The 21,163-nt window shown below is 60.6% G+C and carries 20 protein-coding genes; 4 read left to right on the top strand and 16 right to left on the bottom strand.

The features are described from left to right. Positions 1-109 precede the first annotated feature (109 nt). A complete protein-coding gene (locus EQV96_RS00100; RefSeq protein WP_169917220.1) occupies positions 110-895 on the top strand; it encodes an enoyl-CoA hydratase in 786 nt (261 codons plus the stop codon). Positions 896-954: 59 nt separating this feature from the next. On the opposite strand, the gene EQV96_RS00095 is transcribed toward EQV96_RS00100, so the two are convergent. Together EQV96_RS00095 and EQV96_RS00090 are read right to left on the bottom strand one after the other, a co-directional pair. Further along, positions 955-2,382 carry an FAD/NAD(P)-binding protein gene (locus tag EQV96_RS00095; protein ID WP_095000002.1) on the bottom strand — a complete coding sequence of 476 codons (1,428 nt, stop codon included), beginning with the start codon at positions 2,380-2,382 and terminating at the stop codon, positions 955-957. Between the two features lie 74 nt (positions 2,383-2,456). After that, the gene (locus EQV96_RS00090) at positions 2,457-3,857 is read right to left on the bottom strand and encodes an LLM class flavin-dependent oxidoreductase (protein WP_240880989.1); all 1,401 of its coding nucleotides are present in this window, start codon (positions 3,855-3,857) and stop codon (positions 2,457-2,459) included. Between the two features lie 261 nt (positions 3,858-4,118). Here EQV96_RS00090 and EQV96_RS00085 point away from each other — a divergent pair, with 261 nt between their 5' ends. Then, positions 4,119-5,345: an acyl-CoA dehydrogenase family protein gene (locus tag EQV96_RS00085; RefSeq protein WP_095018437.1), complete on the top strand. Its 1,227-nt coding sequence runs from the start codon at positions 4,119-4,121 to the stop codon at positions 5,343-5,345. A 94-nt stretch (positions 5,346-5,439) separates the two neighbouring features. Here the strand turns inward: EQV96_RS00085 and EQV96_RS00080 are convergent, their stop codons facing one another. From EQV96_RS00080 to EQV96_RS00025, 12 genes are all read right to left on the bottom strand, one after another. Continuing rightward, positions 5,440-6,417: an ABC transporter permease gene (locus EQV96_RS00080; protein ID WP_240880987.1), complete on the bottom strand. Its 978-nt coding sequence runs from the start codon at positions 6,415-6,417 to the stop codon at positions 5,440-5,442. Next, a complete protein-coding gene (locus EQV96_RS00075) occupies positions 6,414-7,409 on the bottom strand; it encodes an ABC transporter permease (protein ID WP_095026157.1) in 996 nt (331 codons plus the stop codon). The genes EQV96_RS00080 and EQV96_RS00075 overlap by 4 nt, the downstream gene beginning before the upstream one ends. Next, positions 7,396-8,940: a sugar ABC transporter ATP-binding protein gene (locus EQV96_RS00070; RefSeq protein WP_240880986.1), complete on the bottom strand. Its 1,545-nt coding sequence runs from the start codon at positions 8,938-8,940 to the stop codon at positions 7,396-7,398. The genes EQV96_RS00075 and EQV96_RS00070 overlap by 14 nt, the downstream gene beginning before the upstream one ends. Further along, complete coding sequence (locus EQV96_RS00065) at positions 8,937-9,884, bottom strand: sugar ABC transporter substrate-binding protein (RefSeq protein ID WP_238705493.1); 948 nt, start codon at positions 9,882-9,884, stop codon at positions 8,937-8,939. Before EQV96_RS00065 ends, EQV96_RS00070 begins: the two co-directional genes overlap by 4 nt. Positions 9,885-10,135: 251 nt before the next feature. After that, the gene (gene catA / locus EQV96_RS00060) at positions 10,136-11,062 is read right to left on the bottom strand and encodes a catechol 1,2-dioxygenase (protein WP_240880984.1); all 927 of its coding nucleotides are present in this window, start codon (positions 11,060-11,062) and stop codon (positions 10,136-10,138) included. Positions 11,063-11,104: 42 nt separating this feature from the next. Beyond that, positions 11,105-11,395, bottom strand: a complete 291-nt coding sequence (gene catC / locus EQV96_RS00055) for a muconolactone Delta-isomerase (RefSeq protein ID WP_094999994.1) — start codon at positions 11,393-11,395, stop codon at positions 11,105-11,107. A 127-nt stretch (positions 11,396-11,522) separates the two neighbouring features. Further along, a complete protein-coding gene (locus tag EQV96_RS00050; protein WP_095018431.1) occupies positions 11,523-12,641 on the bottom strand; it encodes a muconate cycloisomerase family protein in 1,119 nt (372 codons plus the stop codon). A 27-nt stretch (positions 12,642-12,668) separates the two neighbouring features. Next, complete coding sequence (locus EQV96_RS00045; protein WP_095018430.1) at positions 12,669-13,430, bottom strand: 1,6-dihydroxycyclohexa-2,4-diene-1-carboxylate dehydrogenase; 762 nt, start codon at positions 13,428-13,430, stop codon at positions 12,669-12,671. Between the two features lie 20 nt (positions 13,431-13,450). Next, positions 13,451-14,461, bottom strand: a complete 1,011-nt coding sequence (benC, locus tag EQV96_RS00040) for a benzoate 1,2-dioxygenase electron transfer component BenC (RefSeq protein ID WP_094999991.1) — start codon at positions 14,459-14,461, stop codon at positions 13,451-13,453. 69 nt (positions 14,462-14,530) lie between these two features. Beyond that, on the bottom strand, positions 14,531-15,019 hold the full coding sequence (gene benB / locus EQV96_RS00035; protein ID WP_094999990.1) for a benzoate 1,2-dioxygenase small subunit: 489 nt from the start codon (positions 15,017-15,019) through the stop codon (positions 14,531-14,533). Then, entirely contained in the window at positions 15,016-16,374 is a 1,359-nt protein-coding gene (benA, locus tag EQV96_RS00030) for a benzoate 1,2-dioxygenase large subunit (RefSeq protein WP_094999989.1), read from the bottom strand. Before benA ends, benB begins: the two co-directional genes overlap by 4 nt. Positions 16,375-16,588: 214 nt before the next feature. After that, positions 16,589-17,545, bottom strand: a complete 957-nt coding sequence (locus EQV96_RS00025; protein ID WP_095023288.1) for an AraC family transcriptional regulator — start codon at positions 17,543-17,545, stop codon at positions 16,589-16,591. A 191-nt stretch (positions 17,546-17,736) separates the two neighbouring features. Here EQV96_RS00025 and EQV96_RS00020 point away from each other — a divergent pair, with 191 nt between their 5' ends. Together EQV96_RS00020 and EQV96_RS00015 are read left to right on the top strand one after the other, a co-directional pair. Next, positions 17,737-19,071, top strand: a complete 1,335-nt coding sequence (locus EQV96_RS00020) for an amidohydrolase (protein ID WP_095018428.1) — start codon at positions 17,737-17,739, stop codon at positions 19,069-19,071. Positions 19,072-19,610: 539 nt separating this feature from the next. Further along, entirely contained in the window at positions 19,611-19,940 is a 330-nt protein-coding gene (locus EQV96_RS00015; protein WP_094999986.1) for a hypothetical protein, read from the top strand. Between the two features lie 52 nt (positions 19,941-19,992). On the opposite strand, the gene EQV96_RS00010 is transcribed toward EQV96_RS00015, so the two are convergent. Together EQV96_RS00010 and EQV96_RS00005 are read right to left on the bottom strand one after the other, a co-directional pair. Continuing rightward, positions 19,993-20,454, bottom strand: a complete 462-nt coding sequence (locus tag EQV96_RS00010; RefSeq protein ID WP_095018427.1) for a hypothetical protein — start codon at positions 20,452-20,454, stop codon at positions 19,993-19,995. Between the two features lie 196 nt (positions 20,455-20,650). Beyond that, positions 20,651-21,163 (bottom strand): FAD-binding protein (locus tag EQV96_RS00005; RefSeq protein ID WP_218723395.1); only part of this gene is annotated, 513 nt, incomplete at its 5' end.

The following is a 21,163-nucleotide window of genomic DNA, read 5'->3' as shown; positions in this document are numbered from 1 at the left end:
GGGGCAATCCGGGGGCTGCTCGTCGTCTGAACGGACGATGAATCACGACCGGGTGAACGCAACAATCCAGCGCATGCTGTGGTGACAGCCCCCGTCAATGAGGAACCCCATGACAGATCCATCTGCCGCGCCGGTACTACTTGAATTCCCGAGCCCGGGCGTGGCCCTGCTGCGTCTGAACCGCCCCCAGGCCACCAACGCCCTGAGCCTTGAGCTGCAAGCGCTGCTGTCGCGTCACTTCACCGAGCTGGCCGAGAACCCGAACGTGCGCTGCATCCTGTTGACCGGTGGCGACAAAGTGTTTGCCGCCGGTGGCGATATCAACAGCATGGCCGGAGTCGGCCCGATCGATATTTACCAGCGTCATACCGAACGGCTGTGGGCACCCATCCAGCATTGCCCCAAGCCGGTGATTGCGGCGGTGTGCGGCTATGCCTATGGCGGTGGCTGCGAACTGGCGATGCTGGCGGACATCATCGTGGCCGGGCGCAGCGCCAAATTTTGCCAGCCGGAAATTCGCATCGGCATCATGCCGGGTATCGGCGGCACTCAACGGCTGGTGCGGGCGGTCGGCAAGGCCAAGGCGATGCGCATGGCCCTGACCGGGCAGCCGATTACCGCTGAAGAGGCCTGGATTTCGGGACTGGTGAGCAACGTTGTGGACGATGCCGAGGTCCAGGCCTATGCCCTGGAGATGGCGCAGCTGATCGCCGCCATGCCGCCGCTGGCAGCAGAACAGATCAAAGAAGTGATTTTGGCCGGGGTTGACGGGCCACTGGAAACGGGCCTGGCGCTGGAGCGCAAAGCCAATGCACTGCTGTTTGCCTCCAGGGATCAAAAAGAAGGCATGCAGGCGTTTATCGAAAAACGGGCGGCTCGCTTTGAGGGCAATTAAGTCATTTCAAACAAAAGCCCCCCCAACCCCCTGACTGCGGGAGAGGGTCGGGGGGGGTATTACAGCGACGCCAATCGCTCAGCCAATGCCTTGGCCTGCAAGGCAACATCGGTTACCGCGGTACTTTCCCACCACATGCCGCGCAATGGCGGGCCCATCGCAAACAACCGCTGTGCGGGCTCGGCCTGCGCATTCAAAACCGCCCCGCCCGCATCGGCGGCAATGCCCAGCCCCAGATTGCCGGGCCGTATCAACCCGCGCTGCAACAGCTGGCGTGGCAAGGGTTTATCCACCCGGCGCCAGTCGTACTCGATGCCGGTGGAGTTGATCAGGCCATCACCCTCAATCCATACCGCTTCGGATTGCCCGCGATAACGCAGCCGGATCCGTGGCCCTGAGCTATCAACCCCTTGCAGCGACGCCGCATGGATGGTCAGCCGCCCTTCCTCGAGCAGACGCTGCAACAAGGCATCACCCTGAGGCGGCGAACGGTGATGATGGCTCTCCCACCAGGGCCGCACATGGCGTACAAACTGACGGCGCTGGGTATCATCGGCCTGACTCCAGAGCCTGGCGATATGCACCCGCACGGTGTCCAGCGGTGCCTGCCAGTCGATCCCGAGGGACTGGGCCAGGGCACATTGGCGGCGCAGTTCACGCAGCAGCTGCAAAGGACTGCGAAGGTCCGGGGCCAGGCTGAGAAAATCTTCCCATACCGGTGGCTGGCGTCGCACATGGGGCAACAGACCATGCCGGGAAAAAACCTCGATCGGCCCTCGGTGTCCCGCCTGGTTCAGGGACTCAAGGGCATCCACCATGGTCAGCCCCGAGCCGATAATCAGTACCCGGGCATCCACCGGCAGCGCACGCAAAGCCTGGACATCCCAAGGGTCCAGCGCTGCCGCGTTGAGGCCACTGGACTGGCGCTGCGCCGTGCGGGCCGCCGGGAACATGCCGGTGGCCAGGACCGCAACACCGGCCTGCCACTGGCTACCGTCCTTGAGTGTGGCGATAACACCCTGCCCCGGGGTTTGCAGATCGATCACTTCATCACGCACATGGCTCAGGCTTGAGCCCTGCGCTGCGCCGATGGCCTGTGCTTCGGCCAAACGCTGGCGGGCATACACACCAAACAGCCCTCGCGGCGGGAACAGCTCGGCAACCGGCACCTGCTGCACCCCGGACTCGGGCCAGCCACCCCCGGCGATATGAGCCTGCAGCCAGCGGGTCAGGTCGTCGGCATCATCCGGTTCGACGCTCATGCGCGCGGCATTGCCGTTAAGGGTATGGCCCAGCTCGGTGGCGCTGTAGGCCTCGCCCCGGCCCAGTTCGGCCCGGGGTTCCAGCACCACGATATGCCGGGCACCCGGCAAGCGCAGCAGTTGCATGGCCAGCAAGGTACCGCTCAGGCCACCGCCAACAATCAGAATATCGGCCGTGCGGATGGCAGGGGTTGCCTGTCCGCTTGGCACATCACTTGAGGTCATTCACTCGTTCCTGGATTTATTGAGCGCTGAACGCAGAGTCAGTCACTGACCCTGCCTGTGTCCAGCCCCTGGTTTCAAGCAGGCTCTGTTGCGCGGCTGCGGTTGAGTTCGCCCAGGTTGCGGTAGCCCGCCCCCGGATGCCCGTGTGCCAGACGCGGACCTTCGCCAAACAGCTTCTCGCGCAGGGTGCCCGGCGCGTAGTCCTTCTTGTACACGCCGCGCTTTTGCAGTTCCGGCACCAACAGCTCGACGGCATCGATAAAGGTCTCGTGGGTGATGGCGTAAGCCAGGTTGAAACCGTCCACATCGGTCTCGGCCACCCATTCTTCGAGCAGGTCAGCCACGGTTTCCGGGCTGCCGACAAACAGCGGGCCAAAGCCGCCGATGCCCACCCAGTCGGCCAGGGCATTGGGGGTCCAGACAGTGTTGGGGTCCGCCGTGGAAAAGGTCTCGACCGCCGACTGAATGGCATTGGTGTGCACATGTTTGAGCGGCTCGTCAGGCTTGAACTGACTGAAATCAATGCCGGTCCAGCCGCTGATCAGGGCCATTGCGCCTTCGTAGCTGACGTAGCTTTTGTATTCTTCGAACTTGGCCTTGGCCAGGGCATCGGTCTCGCCGAGGATCACTGTCTGCAGATTGAAAATCAGGATTTTGGCAGGGTCTCGTCCGGCTTCGGCCGCACGGCGGCGGATATCGGCGACGGTTTTTTTCAACAGCAACTTGGACGGCGCCGCGACAAACACGCACTCGGCCTGCTCGGCGGCAAACTGCTTGCCCCGGCCGGACGCCCCTGCCTGATAGAGCACCGGAGTGCGCTGCGGCGAGGGTTCACAGAGGTGAATGCCCGGCACCTGGAAATGTTTGCCGTAGTGGTGGATTTCATGAATTTTGCTCGGGTCGCTGAACACCCGTCGCTCGCGGTCGCGCAGGATGGCGCCCTCTTCCCAGCTGCCTTCCCAGAGCTTGTAGCAAACTTCCAGATATTCCTGAGCATAGTCATAGCGCGCATCGTGCTCGGTCAGCGCTTGCTGCCCGATGTTCCTGGCGCCGCTTTCCAGATACGAAGTGACAATATTCCACCCTGCACGGCCTTTGGTCAGATGGTCAAGGGTCGACAGCCGACGGGCGAACGGGTACGGATGCTCAAACGACAATGAGGCGGTCAGGCCAAACCCCAGGTGCTCGGTCACCAGCGCCATCGGCGGGATCAGTTGCAGCGGGTCATTGACCGGCACCTGCACGCCCTGGCGGATCGCCGCATCGCCATTGCCGCGATACACGTCATAGATTCCCAGCACATCGGCGATAAACAGTCCGTCGAACTTGCCACGCTCAAGGATCCTGGCCAGGTCTGTCCAGTATTCAAGGTCCTTGTACTGCCACGAGCGATCACGGGGGTGGGCCCACAAGCCCGGGGATTGATGACCGACACAGTTCATATCGAAGGCATTGAGACGGATTTCACGGGACATCTAATTACTCCACAGCAAGGCTTTTGAAAGCGCTATTGCACAGGCCGTGCCGGACATGCCCCAGCCTTGCGAGTACGAGCCTGCTTGCCCGCGCAAGGATTCTTGGTGCTCATTGCTGTGCGATTTGCGTACAACCTGATTGTTAACTGTTGCTCAGCAGTCAGTTGCCAAGGCCTGACTCCCGGTTTTGCGGGCTCGTCGCCTGCGGCACAAACCCTGCAACCCCCCACGACAGGAACCTTCCATTTCAGGAGAACTGCCATGACCGCATCACCTCTGTCCGTGGGCACCGACTACGAGACCCTGGCCAATCGTTTTCGCCCGCTGTTTCGCAAAATCGCCGCCGGCACGCTTGAACGCGAACAGGCCCGCGAGTTGCCCCATGAACCTATCCGCTGGCTCAAGCAGGCAGGTTTTGGCGCAGTGCGGGTGCCGATTGAATACGGCGGCTCCGGAGCGTCCATCGGCCAATTGTTCCAGTTACTGATCGAGCTGGCCGAGGCCGACTCCAATATCCCGCAAGCCCTGCGCGGCCATTTTGCCTTTGTCGAAGACCGTCTCAACGCTTCGCCAAGCCCGGAACGCGGGGCATGGTTCGCACGTTTTGTGGCGGGCGAGCTGGTGGGCAATGGCTGGACTGAAGTGGGCGCGGTAAAACTGGGGGAAATCCTCACCAGGATCACCCCCCACGGCGACAAGTACCTCCTCAACGGCGCCAAGTACTACAGTACCGGCAGCCTCTTTGCCGACTGGATAGATGTCTATGCCCAGCGTTCGGACAACGGCGCCGATGTGATTGCCCTGGTGCATGCCCATCACCCCGGCGTCACCCAGAGCGATGACTGGGACGGCTTTGGCCAGCGCACCACGGGCAGCGGCACCTCGGTGTATGTTGACGTGCCGCTGAGCGCCGAACACGTAATCCCCTTCGAAACACGTTTCAAATACCAGACCGCTTTTTACCAACTGGTGCTGCTGGCCGTACTCGCGGGTATTGGTCGTGCGGTGGAGCGCGATATTGCGCAAGAAGTGCGTGAACGCAAGCGGGTGTTCAGCCACGGCAATGCCGAGACCGCCAGTGGCGATGCGCAAATCCTGCAAGTGGTCGGGCAGATATCGGCTCAGGTCTACGCAGCCGAGGCGCTGACCCTACGCTCGGCCGAACCGCTGCAGAGGGCCTATGTCGCACGCCTGGCCGAGGACATTGAGGCCGAGCGCCTGGCCAATATCGACGCCGAAATCGAGACTTCCAAAGCCCAGGTAGTGGTGTCGGAATTGATTCTGCGGGCCACCAGCGATCTGTTCAATGCGCTGGGAGCCTCCGGGGTCAGCGTCAGCAAGGCGCTGGATCGCCATTGGCGCAATGCTCGCACTGCGGCCTCCCACAACCCGTGGATCTACAAGGCGCGGATTGTCGGGGACTGGGCGGTTAACGGTACTGCGCCGCTGTATGTTTGGCAGATCGGCAATAGCCTCAAAGCAGGCTAGACAGCGGTGTGGCCGCGGGCCTCGCGATGCAGACAGCGCGGGGCATTCGCACCAGCACAGGGCTGCCACCGCAGGCAAACCAGCCCCTTCAGGCTTACTGCTGCGCCTGCAATCGCCGACTGCCAAAACTGAACGCCAGCACCAGCAAAATCAGCGCCCCGGTCGCCACCTGTTGCCAATAGAAATTCCAGCCGATCAACAGCAACCCATTGGCAATCACATTGATAAACAACACCCCCAGCAACGTGCCGGGGATGTTGGCGCGTCCGTTGCGACTCAAGGTAGTGCCCATAAACACTGCACCGATGGCATTGATCAAAAACGCATTGCCCGACATCGGTACATAAGCATTGACCGTGGAACTGAGCACAACCCCGGCCACGGCACAGGCCAGCGCGCTGGCAATAAACACCTTGAGGCTGATCTGGCGGATCGACAGGCCCGAATATCGCGCCAGTTGCACCTGAGTGCCAACCGCGAGAATTTCTCGCCCCAACCGCCCTCGGGCCAGAATCACCCCGTATACCGTCGCCACACCCAGCACCAGCCACAAAGGCAAGGGCACACCCAACCATGACATCGCGCTAAGCCCCGGCAACAGGTTCTGCGCGATATAGATCGGCTGCCCACCCTCGGACAGCAACTGCTGAACACTGGTGCCGATAAACAAGGTGCCCAGTGTCGCCAGAAATGGCGTGATGCCAAGACCCGCGATCAGCCCCGCATTAAAGCCCCCCACCAGCGCCCCGGCCAGCAGGGCGCCGGGGATGGCAACGGGCAGGCCATGACCGCCATTTAGCAGCACGACAAAAGCCAGGCTGGCGAAATCCGCCGCGGTGCCCACCGACAGGTCGATCCCCCCTGCCGCCACAGCCCAGGTCATGCCAATGGCAACAATCGCCAACAGCACGAAGTTGTTCAGCAGCAGGCTGCTCAAATTGCCCAGGGTCAAAAATCCCGGCGCAGCCACAGCGAAAAAAACCACGATCACAACGATCAAGAGCGGCAGAATACCGCGCAGCAGGCGGGATATAAGCACCGCGGATACCGGCGTTGCAGCGAGCGTAGTCATTGTCCACCCTCCTCTTTGCGCAAGGCACTGGACATGGCCACCACCAATAGAATCAGCACCCCCTGCACACCGTTGACCCAGAAGCTGGCGATGTTCAGCAGTTGGAAACCGTTAATCAAGAAACCCAGCAGCAACGTTGCCAACAAGGTGCCGGGGATATTCGCCACCAGCCGCCGGGAGAACACCACACCGAGAAAAGCAATGGCCACAACCGACAGCAGCATGTCCCCGGAACCGGTGGTGCTGCCGCTGAAAAATGCCGCCGAACAAAATGCTGCAACCGCTGCACACAGCCCGGCAATCAGGTAGCTGGAAAACACATAGCGGCCTACGCCCAGCCCGGCCGCCCGCGCCGCCTGGGGGTATTCGCCCACCGCATACAGGCGCAAGCCATAAGGGCTGTGCTGAATCAACAAGCCCAGCAGCAAGGCAACCCCCAGCAACACCCAGGCCAGTACGGGTACCCGCAGCCATTCACCAGTGGCCAGGATGTCGAGCAAGGCCGAGTCGGTGGGCAGCACGCTGTTTTGGGTCAGCACCAGCTCCAGCCCGGCAATCAGGTTCATGCTCGCCAGGGTGGCGAGCAGCGGCGGCAGACGCAGCACCACTACGGTAAAACCGTTCAGGGCACCCACCGCCAGCCCGCAGAGCAAGGTCAGGCCAATTGCTTGCGCGGCGTTCAGCCCCGCATTGTTCAGGCTGCTGTAGACCGCTGCACAGAGGCCCAGATTGGCCGCCAGCGACAGGTCAAGGCCACCCGAAACCACATTGGAACCACCACCAATCACCACACAGGTAAGGCCGAAGGCGAGAATGCCGAGGATCGCCGACTGGGCAAACACGTTGGCGATATTGCCCGGGCTGAGGAAGTTTGGCGCACTCACGGCGAACACCGCCAGGATCAGCAAAAGCGCCAGCAGTGAGCCGCGCCTCAGAAGTAGCAAGCCAAGCCGTCGGGACAGCGGTTGGACGAGGATTTCAGACGAAGGCATGTGCAGGCTCCCGCTCGCATTCAAGGGCCACAGTGGCTAATTCCCGCGCCCCCGTGGCACAGGCCAGCAAACGATCGCTGTCGACCTCACGGGCATCGAATTCACCGGCCAGCGCACCACGGTGCATCACCAGAATCCGGTCACTAATGCCAATCAGCTCCGGTAAATCAGAAGACAGCACCAGCACCGCCGCACCTTGCTTGGCCAAGCGGCCGATCAGGCGATAGATCTCGACCTTGGCGCCGATATCGATGCCGACACTGGGTTCGTCGAGCAGATACACCGCACAGCCCTTCCCTAGCCATTTACCCAGCGCGACTTTTTGCTGATTGCCGCCACTCAACTGCGAGACCCTGGCGTCATGTCCGGCGGTCTTGATCCCCAGTTCGGCAATCAGCCGATCGCTTTCCCGAACCTGTGCCGCAGAACTCAACAGCCCCCAGCGACTAAAGCGCGACAACCCGGCCAGGGTCAGGTTTTCCATGACCGAAAGCAGTGGTGCAACCCCGTGGCTGCGGCGTTCTTCGGGCACCAGCGCGATACCTTTGCGCACCGCATCGCGGGGCGACTTGAGGCGCGTAAGGCGTCCCTGCAAATGCACGCTGCCCTGCTCGGGCTGCACCAGACCAAACAAAGTCTTGAGCAGTTCCTTGGCACCAGAACCCACCAGCCCGGTCAGCCCCAACACTTCACCTTTGCGCAGGCTCAAGTGGATATCGCGATACGCCAGACCAGCACTGAGCCCCTTCAGTTCGAGCACCACCTCACCCGGCGTTACCACGGCCTTGGGGTACATCTCGCCGACCTCGCGATTGACCATCAACCGGGCAATCTGCGCGGTTGAAGTGCTGCGTGGATCGACCACGGCCACGGCACGACCATTGCGCAACACGGTGACCCGGTCGCACAGGCTTTGGATTTCTTGCAGATAATGGGAGATGTACACAATCGTCAGACCCTGATCGCGCAGACTGCGGATAATGGCCAGCAACTGGTCAACCTCGCGCTTGACCAGTGACACGCTGGGCTCGTCGAACACCAGGACTTTCGGCTTGGCCAGCAAGGCCCGGGTAATTTGCAGAATCTGTCGCCGGGCGCTGTCCAGCTCGCTGACCAGCGCCCCGGCGGGGAACTCCAGGTCGAAATACTCACGCAACAACCGTGCGGCCTCGCGGTCCTGGGCACGCCGGCGGATAAAAGGCCCGCGCCTGAGTTCGCGGCCGAAGAACAGCGCTTCACCTACGGTAAAACTGGCGGGCAACAAGCGTTCCTGGTGAATGAAATGCACGCCCAGCGCCTCGATCTGCCGCGGGCTCAACACCGCAAAAGACTGCCCGTCCACTGCCAGGGTGCCACTGTCGGCCCGATGGATACCTGCCAGCACTTTGATCAGGGTTGATTTACCGGCACCGTTTTCACCGACCAGCCCGTGAATGGAGCCTTGCTCGACGCGCAGATCAACGCCATCCAGCGCCCGGGTGGCCCCGAAAGACTTGGTGATGCCCTGCAAATGCAGGGCGGGAGACGTCACTGATCGCCTCGCAGCTTTTGCACCTGCTCAAGGTTCGCAGCAGTAGTCAGCAGGGTCGGCACCTGGGTTTCCCTGGGCAGGTCATGTTGCCCGGCCAGATAGCGCGCCACGTTTTGCACAGCGGTTTTGCCGATCAAAGCCGGTTGCTGGGCTATCACCGCACCGACCGGCGAGTCGCTGCGTTTGAGCAACTCCAGCACTTCGGGCGTGCCATCGACGCCATAGGTCTTGATCTCCGTACGCCCGGCATCCACCAACGCCTTGCTCGCGCCCAATTGCGGAATATCCCAGGCAGACCAGATCGCGGTTACGCTGCCCTTGGGGTATTTGTTGAGCAGTGCACTGACCTGACTGTAGGCGTCCTGCACGGTATTGGGGATCACATCACGCAGTTCGGGATCAATGATTTTCAGCTCGGGATGATCCTTGAGCGCCAGTTTGAGCTGGTCATAGCGGATCGCACACACCGGCACCCCGTAAAAGCCGTTGAACACCAGAATATTGCCCTTGGCGCCACTGTCGGCTACCAACTGGTCGGCCAGATGCTTGCCGGTGGCGACGTTGTCCGATGTGGTGTTATTGAGGCTGTATTGCGACGGCGCATCAATCGTAAACAGAGGAATGCCGGCCTTGCTGATACGCTTGAGCCAGGGATCGATCACGCTCAGGGTGCCCAGGGTCTGGATCACCGCATCGGGTTTCTGGGTGACCACGGTTTGCAGTTGGGTCACCAGGTTTTTATCGTTGCGCCCGGCATCCAGGGTGATCGGTGTGCCGCCCAGGCGCCTGACTTCGGCAACCTGGGCGTCGAAGGCTTTGACATCAAAGTAGTGACTGGTGCCGGTCATGCTGATGGCAATGCGTTTGCCGGCCAGGGAAGGCACATCGTTGTCGTCGGCATGGGCCAGTGTGCCCAGCCCGACGCTGACCACCGCCAGCGCCATGGCCTGCCAGAAGCGTGTAGGGAAAAAGTGCGGTTTGCGCGAGGTGGCTGCAGGCATGACAGTGTTCCTGAAGGGTATTTCCAGGAGCTTTGCACAGACCATGCCGCAGCCCTTTGAGCCAGTGGCGCCGGCGGGCAGCGCTGTGGCACGGTTCCCAGAGCTGCCTGTTTGCCAACAGTCTGTCGGACCACTGTTGCCGGGCAAACACTTGCAGACCGGCACGGGTTCTCAGGCCGCGCTGCAGCCTGCTGTCAAACCTGCTGCAAGGCCCGCGGGCGATGGCTGCGCTGTTCGGCAGCAGGCGCGACGGCCTGTTGCAACTGGAAGTCAAACCTCAACTCGGCATAACGCCCGGCAACACCACGGGCACCGTCGTCGCGAAACTGCACTTCACCTACCAGGCCGTCGCGGGTGGCATAGGCAAAGTCGTCCCACAGGTACTTGTCCCCGGACAGGTTGATCTGGGTGGTCAGGTGACGGTGACCGGGAGCCGAGATAAAGAAGTGCACGTGGGCCGGACGCTGGCCGTGACGGCCCAGTTGGTCAAGGCATTCCTGGGTCGGTCCCTGCGGGTCGCAGCCATAGCCCGAGGGCACGATGCTGCGGGCACGGTAGCGGCCCTGGGCATCGGTGATGATACGTCGGCGCAGATTGTACTCGGACTGGCTCTGGTCAAAGAACGAGTAGGTACCCTTGGTGTTGGCGTGCCATAGATCAACCGTGGCACCGGCCAGCGGTTGGCCCGAAAGATCGTACACCTGCCCTTCGAGGAACATCACGGTGGCAACGCCCTCCTCGCTGCCGTCGTCCATCCGCGCCAGCCCTTCGCACACCGGGGCACCGGCCACATACAGCGGGCCTTCGATGGTACGCGGGGTGCCGCCAGTCTGACCGGCCTGCTCGTCCTTGGCGTCCTGCAACAGGTCGATAAAATGCTCGATGCCCAGCCCGGCCACCAGCAGCCCGGCTTCCGAGCGGCCGCCCAGGCGGTTGAGATAGTCCACGGACTTCCAGAATTCATCTTCAGTGATGTCCAGGTCTTCGATGATTCTGGCGCTGTCCTGCAAGATGCGCAGGATGATGCTTTTCAGGCGCGGGTTGCCGTTATCGCTGGAAAAACCTGCGGCTTCCTTGAAGAAGCGCTGGATGACTTCGGTGTGGGAAATTTTCACGGTCATGGGGCTCACCTCATCTTGTTCTTGTGCAAGGGATAGAAAGCGTTAGCGGTCGTCGCTGTGGATCGAGGACGGGTGGCGGCACAGCCCTTCAATCTCGATATCCATGTAGGGAAAGAGCGGCAATTGCAGCAGGGTGTCATGCAGTTCTTCGACACTGGCCACGTCGAACACGCTGTAGTTGGCGTAGTGCCCGGCGATGCGCCACAGATGGCGCCAGGTGCCTTCCTGCTGCAGCCGTTGAGCCAGTTGCTTTTCGTCGGCTTTGAGTTTTGCGGCCTTGGTCGGGTCCATGTCCAGGGGCAGATTTACGGTCATTTTTACGTGGAAAAGCATGGGGCTCTCCTTGAAGAAATAGGGGAAGTGGCTGTGGGAGCGGGCTTGCTCGCGATAGCATCAGCGCGGATGCACCGAGTCGTCTGCATCGCGAGCAAGCCCGCTGCCACAGGGGTTTTTCAGAGTGTCAGCGGCTAAAACGGGCCAGGCGCTCTTCGTCCAGCGTCAGGCCCAGGCCTGGAGTGCGCGGGATATGCAGCTCAAAATCACGGTACTGCGGCGCCTCGGTGACGATGTCTTCGGTCAGCAGCAGTGGCCCGAACAGCTCGGTGCCCCAGGTCAGTTGCTTGAGGGTGAGGAAAACATGGGCCGAGGCCAGGGTGCCCACCGAGCCTTCAAGCATGGTGCCGCCATACAGGGCGATACCGGCGGCCTCGGCGATATGAGCAGTGCGCAGCACTGCACGGGGCCCGCCGTTTTTCGCGATCTTGAGGGCAAATACACTGGCCGCACCGTCCGCCGCCAGACTGAAGGCGTCCTCGACACTTTCGATGGATTCGTCGGCCATGATCGGCGCCGGGCTGCGCAGATTCAGACGCACCTGCCCTGAACGATTAGCCCGGGAAATCGGCTGTTCGATCAGGTCGATACCGTGGTCACCGAGCACCTGGCAACCACGAATGGCCTGGGACTCGTCCCAATACTGGTTGACGTCAACCCGCACACTGGCGCGCTCACCCAGGGCCTTTTTGATCGCCAGCACATGTTTGAGGTCCTGCTCCAGCGGGTTGGCACCGATCTTCAATTTGAAGATGCGGTGGCGTCGCAGGTCGAGCATCTGCTCGGCTTCGGCAATGTCACGGGCAGTGTCACCGCTGGCCAGGGTCCAGGCCACTTCCAGACTGTCGCGCACGCGCCCGCCCAGCAACTCGCTGACCGCCAGCCCCAGGCGCTTGCCCTGGGCGTCGAGCAACGCGCTTTCGATACCCGATTTGGCAAAGGTATTGCCCTTGGCAATCTTGTCCAGGCTGTGCATGGCGGCGTTGATATTGGCCGCTGGCTTGCCCACCAGCATCGGTGCCAGATGCGCATCGATATTGGCCTTGATGCTTTCCGGGCTTTCGTAACCGTAGGCCAGGCCGCCGATGGTAGTGGCTTCACCGACACCTTCGATACCGTCGCTGCAACGCAGGCGCACAATCACCAGGGTCTGTTTGCGCATGGTGTGCATGGCCAGCGTATGCGGGCGGATGGTGGGCAGGTCGACGATCAGGGTCGTCAGGCTTTCAATCAGAATTTGGCTCATGGCAGTTGTCCTTTTTTATCAGAGAAGTCAGCCGAGGTCGCCGCCACCCACCGGCAGGGTTACGCCGGTGATATAGGAGGCTTCGTCGCTAGCCAGAAACAGGATCGCGCCGACCTGCTCATCGAGGCTGGCGTAACGTTTCATCAGGCTGCTGTCGAGGGTCTGGTCAACGATTTGCCGGTACCAGACTTGCTCCTCGGGGCTTTGCTCGTTCTCATTGCGCGCAATCCGCCGCGGTGGTGCCTCAGTGCCCCCAGGGGCAGTGGCGTTGACACGAATCCCGCGCTGGGCATTCTCGAACGCCAGGCAGGCAGTCAATGCATTCACGCCGCCCTTGGCCGCGCCGTAAGGAACGCGGTTGACGCTGCGGGTGGCGATTGAAGAAACATTCACAATCGCCCCGCTGCCCTGTTCGAGCATGTAGGGCAGCGCCGCATGGCAGCACCACAGAGTGGGGAACAGCGAGCGACGAACTTCGGCCTCGATTTCCTCGGCCCGGTAATGCTCGAACGGTTTGGCCCAGATGGTGCCGCCCACGTTGTTGACCAGCACATCGAGGCGGCCAAAGGTATTCACCGCTGCAGCCATCACCCGCACACAATCGGTGTATTGCTCCAGATCTGCAGTCAGGGCCAGCACGCCTTCGCCCTGCAGCTCAAAGACCAGCTCGGAACGGTCCACCGCAATCACTTGCGCGCCCTCGCCCAGCAGACGCTCGCACACGCGACGGCCAATGCCCTGGGCGGCGCCGGTAACCAGCGCGACCTTGTTGTGGAATCGGTTGTTCATGGCTAGCTCCAATCAAAGTGTCAGGCCGCAGCGGCAAACTTCTCGTAGTAGAAATTGGCCGGGGTAATGCCCTGCTCGCGGATATACAGGTTGACCGCTTCCACCATCGGCGGCGGGCCGCACAGGTACACATCGACGTCGCCCTGGTTGAGGTGGCCCGGCTCGATATGCTGGGTCACATAGCCCTTGAGCGGGTGCTGGCTCTGCGGGTTGGCCACGCAGGCGCTGAAGCTGAAATTGGCGATGCGCTCACTCAGGGCATGCAGGCGATCCAGCTCCACCAGATCGAAGTCGTTGCTCACGCCGTAGATCAGATGAACCGGGTAGGCACTACCCTGCTCGGCGATTTTTTCCAGCATCGCGGTGAACGGCGCCAGCCCGGTACCACCTGCCAGCAACAACAAGGGCCGCTGGATCTGACGCAGGTAAAAGCTGCCCAAAGGGCCCGCCAGGGTCATGCTGTCGCCAGCCTTGGCGATGCCTGTCAAAAAGCTGCTCATCAGCCCGCCCGGGACATTGCGGATCAGGAAGCTGACCTCGCCATCCTTTTGCAGGGTGCTGAAGGAATAGGCCCGGCTCTGCCCGCTGCCGGGTACCTGCAGGTTGACATACTGGCCCGGCAAAAACGCCAGACTGCCCAGGGACTCGCCCTTTATCGACAGAGCGATGGTGCTCTCGGACAACTGCTGCACATTGCTGATAACGGCATCAAAACTGGCCTGCTGGGTCTTGCACAAGGTCGAAGAAGCAGGCACCCGCAATACGCAGTCGCTGGCGGCGCGCATCTGGCAGGTCAGCACATAGCCCTGCCCGGCCTCCTCTGCGCTGAGGGCGTCTTCGATATAGTCCTCGCCCAGCTCGTAGCGGCCAGCTTCGGCAAAGCACTTGCAGGTACCGCAGGCACCGTCGCGGCAGTCCAGCGGGATATTGATGCCCTGGCGGTAAGCGGCGTCAGCGACGGTTTCCTGGCCATTGGTCTCGATAAAACGGGTAACTCCGTCTTCGAAGTTGAGGGCAATTTGAAAACTCATAATGTACCTCGCAGGCAATGCCCGGCCCGGGCACCCACAGGCACTCCCAGGCACGCATCACAGCCTTGATCAGATGTGGTAGATGTCGATGACCTGACGCACGTAGTCATTCTTGAGCACGACTTTCTTGGCCTTGATCAGCGGCTGTGGGCCGCGCATGTCGAGGGTGTAAAAGCTGGTGCCGAAGTAGCTGTCGGTGGTCTTGTAGCGAAAGCTGAGGGTGTGCCAGTTAAAACGCACTTGGCACAGGCCGTCGGCCTGGTCGACGATCTCGATATTGCTCAGGTTGTGCGAAGTGCGGGTGTCGGGCACGGTCGCGCTGGAGCGCTCGGTCTTGATGCGGAACACGCGATCTTCCAGGCCACCGCGGCTGCCGTACCAGATCAGCGAGATTTCGCTTTGCGGGTCTTCGGTAAGGCGGTCGTTGTCATCCCAGCACGGCATCCAGAAACTGGCATCGGCGGCGTACAGCTCAAGCCACTGATCCCACTGGCCGTCGTCCAGGTAACGCGCTTCGCGGTACAGAAAATCCCGCACAATGGGGTAAAGGCTGTTCATTGCACAGCCTCCACGGGGATCAGCGCGGGCTCGCCGCCAGCCGCCTTGAGCATGGTTTGCTGCCAGTATTTATGTTGCAGCACAAACAGGCCTTCGTCTTCGGTACGCACCCCGGACAACAGCGGCTTGAGGTCGATTTCTGCGGCGGCGGCATCGGCGCCTTCGACCCAGTGTTCGGCCCCGCGGGACATGTCATTCCAGCCGCGACCTGCACCGTAACCGGTCTGGCAGGAGCGGAACTCTTCCAGATCGTCCGGAGTGGCCATGCCGCTGACGTTGAAGAAATCTTCGTACTGACGGATGCGCTTGGTGCGCGCCTCACTGCTTTCGCCTTTGGGCGCGATGCAGTAGATGGTGATCTCGGTCTGATTCACGGAGATGGGCCGGGCAATGCGGATTTGCGAGCTGAACTGGTCCATCAGGTACACATTGGGGTACAGGCACAGGTTGCGCGAGTTCTCGATCATCCAGTCGGCACGGGCCTGGCCGAAATCACGGGCCAGTTCGTCGCGGCGCTCGTAGGCCGGACGATCTTCGGGGTTGGCCCAGCGAGTCCAGAGCAGCAGATGGCCATGGTCGAAGGAGTAGAAACCGCCGCCGCCCTTGGCCCAGCTGCCGGCGCTCATGGTTTTGATTTCTTCACCCGCTTCACGCAGGGTGCGCTGGTTTTGCGTGGCCGCGTAGTTCCAGTGCACGGAGCTGACGTGATAGCCATCGGCGCCGTTTTCGGCGGTCAGTTTCCAGTTGCCTTCGTAGATATAGGAACTGGCACCGCGCAGCACCTCCAGGCCATCGGCGGACTGGTCGACGATCATGTCGATGATCTTGGCGGATTCACCCAGATGCTCGGCCAGGGATTTCACATCGGGGTTGAGGCTGCCAAACAGAAAGCCGCGATAGGACTCGAAGCGGGCCACTTTGGTCAAATCATGGGAGCCTTCGCAGTTGAAGCCTTCGGGGTAACCGGCGGCACCCGGATCCTTGACCTTGAGCAGCTTGCCGCTGTTGTTGAAGGTCCAGCCGTGAAACGGACAGGTATAGCTGGCGCGGTTGCCGGTTTTGTGCCGGCACAGCATGGCGCCGCGATGGCTGCAGGCGTTGAGAAAGGCGTTGAGTTCACCGGCCTTGTTACGCGCGATAAAAATCGGCTGGCGGCCCATGGTGGTGGTCAGGAAGTCGTTGACGTTGGGGATCTGGCTCTCGTGGGCGAGGTAGATCCAGTTGCCCTCGAAGATATGGGTCATTTCGAGTTCAAAGAGGTCGGGGTCGGTGAACATCTCACGCTTGCAGCGGTAGATACCCTTGTCTTTGTCGTCTTCCAGCATGGCATTCAAGTAATCGATACCCAGGGACATGGCCAGGGCCTCCGTTGTTATTATCCAGGCCGGGTCAGGTTAGGGAGTCGATGTCCGGGGCACTATCCGTTTACTGCGGATCGTTATCCGGTTAGTGCAGGCAAGACGGGTATTTCAGTGGGAGCGGGCTTGCTCGCGATCCAGGCAGCGCGGTGTTCCGCTGACACCGCAGCGATCCCATCGCGAGCAAGCCCGCTCCCACAAAAGCCGTTGCTCAGTGCCGGCGCTTGAAGGTGCTTGAAGGCAGCTCGCCGTACTGCAAACGGTAGCTTTCGGAAAAACGGCCCAAGTGCATAAAACCGTAATCGAGCGCCAGCTCTGTGAGGCTGCGTACCGTGCAGCTCGGGTCGTTCAGGCAGGCATGAATCCGCGCAAGTTTGCGCTGGCGAATGTACTGCAAGGGCGTCACGCCCAACTGGCGCTCAAACAGGCTGTACAACGAGCGCTGGCTGATACAGGCCTGTGCTGCCAGGTCTTCACCGTTGAGTTCCTGTTTGAGATTGCGCTCGATGTAATCGAGTATGCGCTCAAGACCGGCACTGGCTGATGCCAGGTTTTCACGGCTGATATTGGTCTGCATCAGGGTCAACAGCTTGCTGCCGACAATCTGCGTGTAGTGCTCCTGCACCCGCAGCAGCGGATCGCTGGCCTCGGACTCCTGGCACACCATGCCCAGCAAACCGATAAAGCCCTCCAGCTCATCGAGCCGGTAGTGATTGCGCATAAAGCGCACACCGCCTGACGGCCGCCGCCAACGCTGATCGTCGCACACCGATTCGAGCAATTTGGCCGGTATTTTGAGGATGAACTTTTCGCAATCCTGAGAGTAAGTCAAATCGACCGGATCATCCGGATTGATCACCAGCAACTCCCCCGGCACCAGGTGCTGCTCGCGGTTCGGGCCGCGCCACAGGCAATTGCCGCTGAGCAGCACCTGCAAGTGAAAGATGGTTTCCAGTGCGGGCGAGGTCACGCGCACACTGCCGCCATAACTGATGCGGCACAGATCAAGCTCGGCGAATTTACGGTGATTGAGGCTGGCCAGCGGCCGGGTGGTTCTGGAAAGGCCGATGCAGTGCTGGCCAACATGCTGGTTTACATAGTCGGACACGGCATGTGGGTCGGCGTGTCGGAACACGCTACTGCGTTCACTCAGCAGGCGGCTATCCATCGGCAAGGTACTCGGTGTTGTCATTATTATGGGTGTTGTCTGCGCCAGAGTAAGCACGACGGCAATGGCAGGGCAATTGGACACTCGGCTAATGGGCGGTAATCGAACGCTTTTAGCCCGGCGGTTGCGCCGCCTGTGCGAAAAACTGGCTTACCCTGAGCGCCCTAAAAACAACAAACAAGAGACCTTCAATGCTGCCCCGCCTTCGCCATGCCCCTTTGTACCTCGCACTGTTGAGCACGCTGACCAGCACCGGCCATGCGGCTGACCTGAGCTGGGTCGACCCCGCCGTCGCGACGGTCAATGAGCAGGTAATCTCCCTGCGCCACACCCTCCACCAGAACCCGGAGATGGGCAATCAGGAATTCAAGACCGCCGCCCTGGTCGCCGAGCAACTCAAAAGCCTGGGCTTACAGGTGCGCACCCAAGTGGGCAAGACCGGTGTAGTGGCCGTGCTCAAGGGTGGCCTGCCTGGCCCGGTGATGGCCCTGCGCGCCGATATGGACGCCCTGCCGGTCAAGGAAATGACCGGCCTGCCCTGGGCCAGCACGGCCACGGGAGTGCGCCTGGGCAAAACCGTACCGGTGATGCACGCCTGCGGCCATGACACCCACACCGCCATGCTGCTGGGTGCAGCCAGAGTGCTGGCCGAGCATCGCGATCAGGTCGCCGGCACCGTGGTATTCCTGTTCCAGCCCGCTGAAGAAGGCGCGGCAGACCTGGACGAATTCGAAACCGAAACCCTGGTGGGTGCCCAGGCGATGATCCGCGACGGCGCCCTGGACTCCCCCAAGGTCGAAGCCATATTCGGCGTGCATGTGATGGCGGGTTACCCCACCGGTCATCTGTATTACAAGGCCGGTACCGTGCTCAATAGCAGCGACGGTTTTCGCATCATCGTCAAAGGCCAGCAAACCCATGGCTCGGCCCCCTGGAGCGGCGTCGACCCGGTAGTAGCCAGCGCAGGCATTATCAACGGCCTGCAAACCCTGGTCAGCCGCCGGGCTGATCTGACCCAGGGGATGGGCGTGATCAGTGTTGGCACCGTCAATGCCGGTTCTGCAGCCAATATCATTCCCGAAAGCGTGGAAATGACCGGCACCATCCGCAGCAACAGCGCGGCAGTGCGCGACACCCTGCTGAAAAAGATGCCACCCCTGGTGCAAGGCATTGCCAGTGCCTACGAGACCGAAGCCAGCCTGCTGCTGGTCAATCATGCGCCGGTCACCAGCAACGACCCGCAATTGACCGCAGCCATGGTCCCGGCACTGGAACTGGCTGCGCCAGGCAAGGTGCAGTTGCTGCCGGCGTCCCTGTCGCCCAGCGAAGACTTCTCCTACTACGCCGAAAAAGTCCCGGGCTTGTTCGTATTTTTGGGCGCTACGCCTGAAGGGCAGGACATGAGCAAGGTCGCGAACAACCACAGCCCCTACTTCACCGCCGACGATGCCACCCTGGCCACGGGCGTGAAGGCTCATGTGCAATTTGTGATGAATTACCCTGGGCGGGTGCGCAACAGCAACTGAGTAGGGCTCGCCTACCTTGAACTGCCGAAATAACGGGGGTATCGGCTACGGTTGGGGCATTTATCGGGGATGACCGGCATGCTGAAAATCGACCCGCCAGTCACATATGTAGTGCCATAAAATAATCACTACATAAGTATTGACGGCTCGATTTTCCCCCAGCATTATGCAGACGTCTTCCCCACCGGAAGCGCTGGAAAGGGTTGTTGCAAGCATGCTCGACGAGCTGTCGGGCTGTTCCGGGATAGGTACTGCCCACAAGGCAGAATTGATGAAGCTGACCTGGCTTGATCGTCCGCGTCAAAGACGACAGGGGCTAGCGAAACGTCCTCAAGAAGCTTGTGGCTGATGCGTCATGTCACTCAGGCATCCTGGTTCACGCTGCTCTCCTTCGCTTTACGCTCTGTATGTAGTGCCGGGTTTTACTACTACATATGACGAACTCAAGACAGATCTGCTTTGGATGGACACTACGTAGCGCTGCATGTGCAGTTGCGCGAATCAATTAGACAGATCAACGAGTAGTCAAGGAGTTAGCCATGAACCTGAATAACCAACCGACTGTTAACGAGCTGGCTCGACTCTTCGCCGCCCAGAAAGACACGCTGAACGACCATATCCTGTGGATCAGCGAAGCCGGCGATGTACGTATCGATCCCGTGACGTCGTGCAAGGAAGAAACCAGATTCGAGGAGGAACGTCCACAAATGCGCGCCCACCTCAAAATGTACCGCCGTGGCCAAGGCTACGTGGGCAAGAAGGCTGCGGCCGATAGCGACTATATGGCGCGCGTGCTGCAAACCCTGACCCTGACCTGGCAAAAGGCTCAAACCGAGCCTGCCCTGGTAAAAGTTAACAGCTACAGCTGATAAGCCGGGCCGTACAAAAAAGCCCCGGATAATCTCCGGGGCTTTTTCAATTTCAAACTTGCGGGGTTTTAATGCATGTTTCCGTACCATGGCCACCGCCATTGTAGTCGGGCGCATAGTATGACTTGTGCAGCGTGGTAGTGTATTGCCCCTTGCTGTCCTGGTCACGGGTAATGGTCGCAAGCCCGATGCCTCGATCCGTGGCGGCCTCCTGGCTGTCATTGGCAAAATACATTGCCAATTGCTGACCCTGGGCGGCGGCGTAGCCTGAATAAGTGGCCTTGTCGCCTCCAAGATCCACTTCAAGCGTGAAGGTATAAGCGCCGAAGTTCTGGCTGAAGTTGCTGGATTTCTCATTCACTTTGACACTCAGGTCGCCCTTGAAGGCCCCGTCATGACTGTCAAACCCTGTGCATTTATAGTTGCCGGTTATATACAGCGGATCATTGACTGCCGTATCGGCCAGTGCAGAACCGGTAAACGCCAAACTAAGCGCAACCACAAGAGTATTCATTACATTCCTGGAGAAGTTACCCGACATAGTCTTACCCTCGATACAACGTAATTAAGGATGGGATATTACCGTCGGGAATCTACACTCGAACTTGTACTTGCATCTATAGAACTACAAAACGGATTGTGGCAAAAGTTGTGCTGCAAGCAGATGGCTTTATTCCTGCGGGAGCGGGCGAACCCGCCCCCTACAGAAGTTAGATCGCCTGCTCCAGCTCAGGTACCGCTTCGAACAAGTCCGCTACCAGGCCGTAATCGGCCACCTGGAAGATCGGCGCTTCTTCGTCCTTGTTGATCGCAACGATCACCTTGGAATCTTTCATCCCGGCCAGATGCTGGATCGCGCCGGAAATACCGACCGCAATGTACAGCTGTGGCGCAACGATTTTGCCGGTCTGGCCGACCTGCATGTCGTTGGGTACAAAACCCGCGTCAACTGCAGCACGGGATGCACCCACACCAGCGCCCAGCTTGTCGGCCAGCGCATACAGGTACTTGAAATTGTCACCGTTCTGCATGCCACGACCGCCCGAGACGACGATTTTGGCAGCGGTCAGTTCCGGGCGGTCCGATTTGGCCAGCGCTTCGCCAACAAACGACGAAGTGCCTGCATCGTGAACCGCTGCAACCGCTTCAACCGCTGCCGAACCACCTTGCGCAGCAACCGGGTCGAAACCGGTGGCGCGTACGGTGATCACTTTGACCGGCGC

The sequence above is a fragment of the Pseudomonas sp. TMW22080 genome (assembly GCF_022496745.1).
GTDB lineage: Bacteria > Pseudomonadota > Gammaproteobacteria > Pseudomonadales > Pseudomonadaceae > Aquipseudomonas > Aquipseudomonas bubulae.
Note: the sequence above shows the minus strand (reverse complement) of the source record. Positions and strands in the feature narration are given on the sequence as shown.

Coding starts and splice junctions, on each gene's coding strand:
- EQV96_RS00100 (WP_169917220.1), top strand. CDS start 110: ATGACAGATCCATCTGCCGCGCCGGTACTACTTGAATTCCCGAGCCCG.
- EQV96_RS00020 (WP_095018428.1), top strand. CDS start 17,737: ATGCTGCCCCGCCTTCGCCATGCCCCTTTGTACCTCGCACTGTTGAGC.
- EQV96_RS00075 (WP_095026157.1), bottom strand. CDS start 7,409: ATGCCTTCGTCTGAAATCCTCGTCCAACCGCTGTCCCGACGGCTTGGC.
- benB (WP_094999990.1), bottom strand. CDS start 15,019: ATGAACAGCCTTTACCCCATTGTGCGGGATTTTCTGTACCGCGAAGCG.
- EQV96_RS00010 (WP_095018427.1), bottom strand. CDS start 20,454: ATGAATACTCTTGTGGTTGCGCTTAGTTTGGCGTTTACCGGTTCTGCA.
- EQV96_RS00085 (WP_095018437.1), top strand. CDS start 4,119: ATGACCGCATCACCTCTGTCCGTGGGCACCGACTACGAGACCCTGGCC.
- EQV96_RS00045 (WP_095018430.1), bottom strand. CDS start 13,430: ATGAACAACCGATTCCACAACAAGGTCGCGCTGGTTACCGGCGCCGCC.
- catC (WP_094999994.1), bottom strand. CDS start 11,395: ATGCTTTTCCACGTAAAAATGACCGTAAATCTGCCCCTGGACATGGAC.
- EQV96_RS00065 (WP_238705493.1), bottom strand. CDS start 9,884: ATGGCGCTGGCGGTGGTCAGCGTCGGGCTGGGCACACTGGCCCATGCC.
- EQV96_RS00090 (WP_240880989.1), bottom strand. CDS start 3,857: ATGTCCCGTGAAATCCGTCTCAATGCCTTCGATATGAACTGTGTCGGT.
- EQV96_RS00050 (WP_095018431.1), bottom strand. CDS start 12,641: ATGAGCCAAATTCTGATTGAAAGCCTGACGACCCTGATCGTCGACCTG.
- catA (WP_240880984.1), bottom strand. CDS start 11,062: ATGACCGTGAAAATTTCCCACACCGAAGTCATCCAGCGCTTCTTCAAG.
- benC (WP_094999991.1), bottom strand. CDS start 14,461: ATGAGTTTTCAAATTGCCCTCAACTTCGAAGACGGAGTTACCCGTTTT.
- EQV96_RS00095 (WP_095000002.1), bottom strand. CDS start 2,382: ATGACCTCAAGTGATGTGCCAAGCGGACAGGCAACCCCTGCCATCCGC.
- EQV96_RS00025 (WP_095023288.1), bottom strand. CDS start 17,545: ATGGATAGCCGCCTGCTGAGTGAACGCAGTAGCGTGTTCCGACACGCC.
- benA (WP_094999989.1), bottom strand. CDS start 16,374: ATGTCCCTGGGTATCGATTACTTGAATGCCATGCTGGAAGACGACAAA.
- EQV96_RS00080 (WP_240880987.1), bottom strand. CDS start 6,417: ATGACTACGCTCGCTGCAACGCCGGTATCCGCGGTGCTTATATCCCGC.
- EQV96_RS00015 (WP_094999986.1), top strand. CDS start 19,611: ATGAACCTGAATAACCAACCGACTGTTAACGAGCTGGCTCGACTCTTC.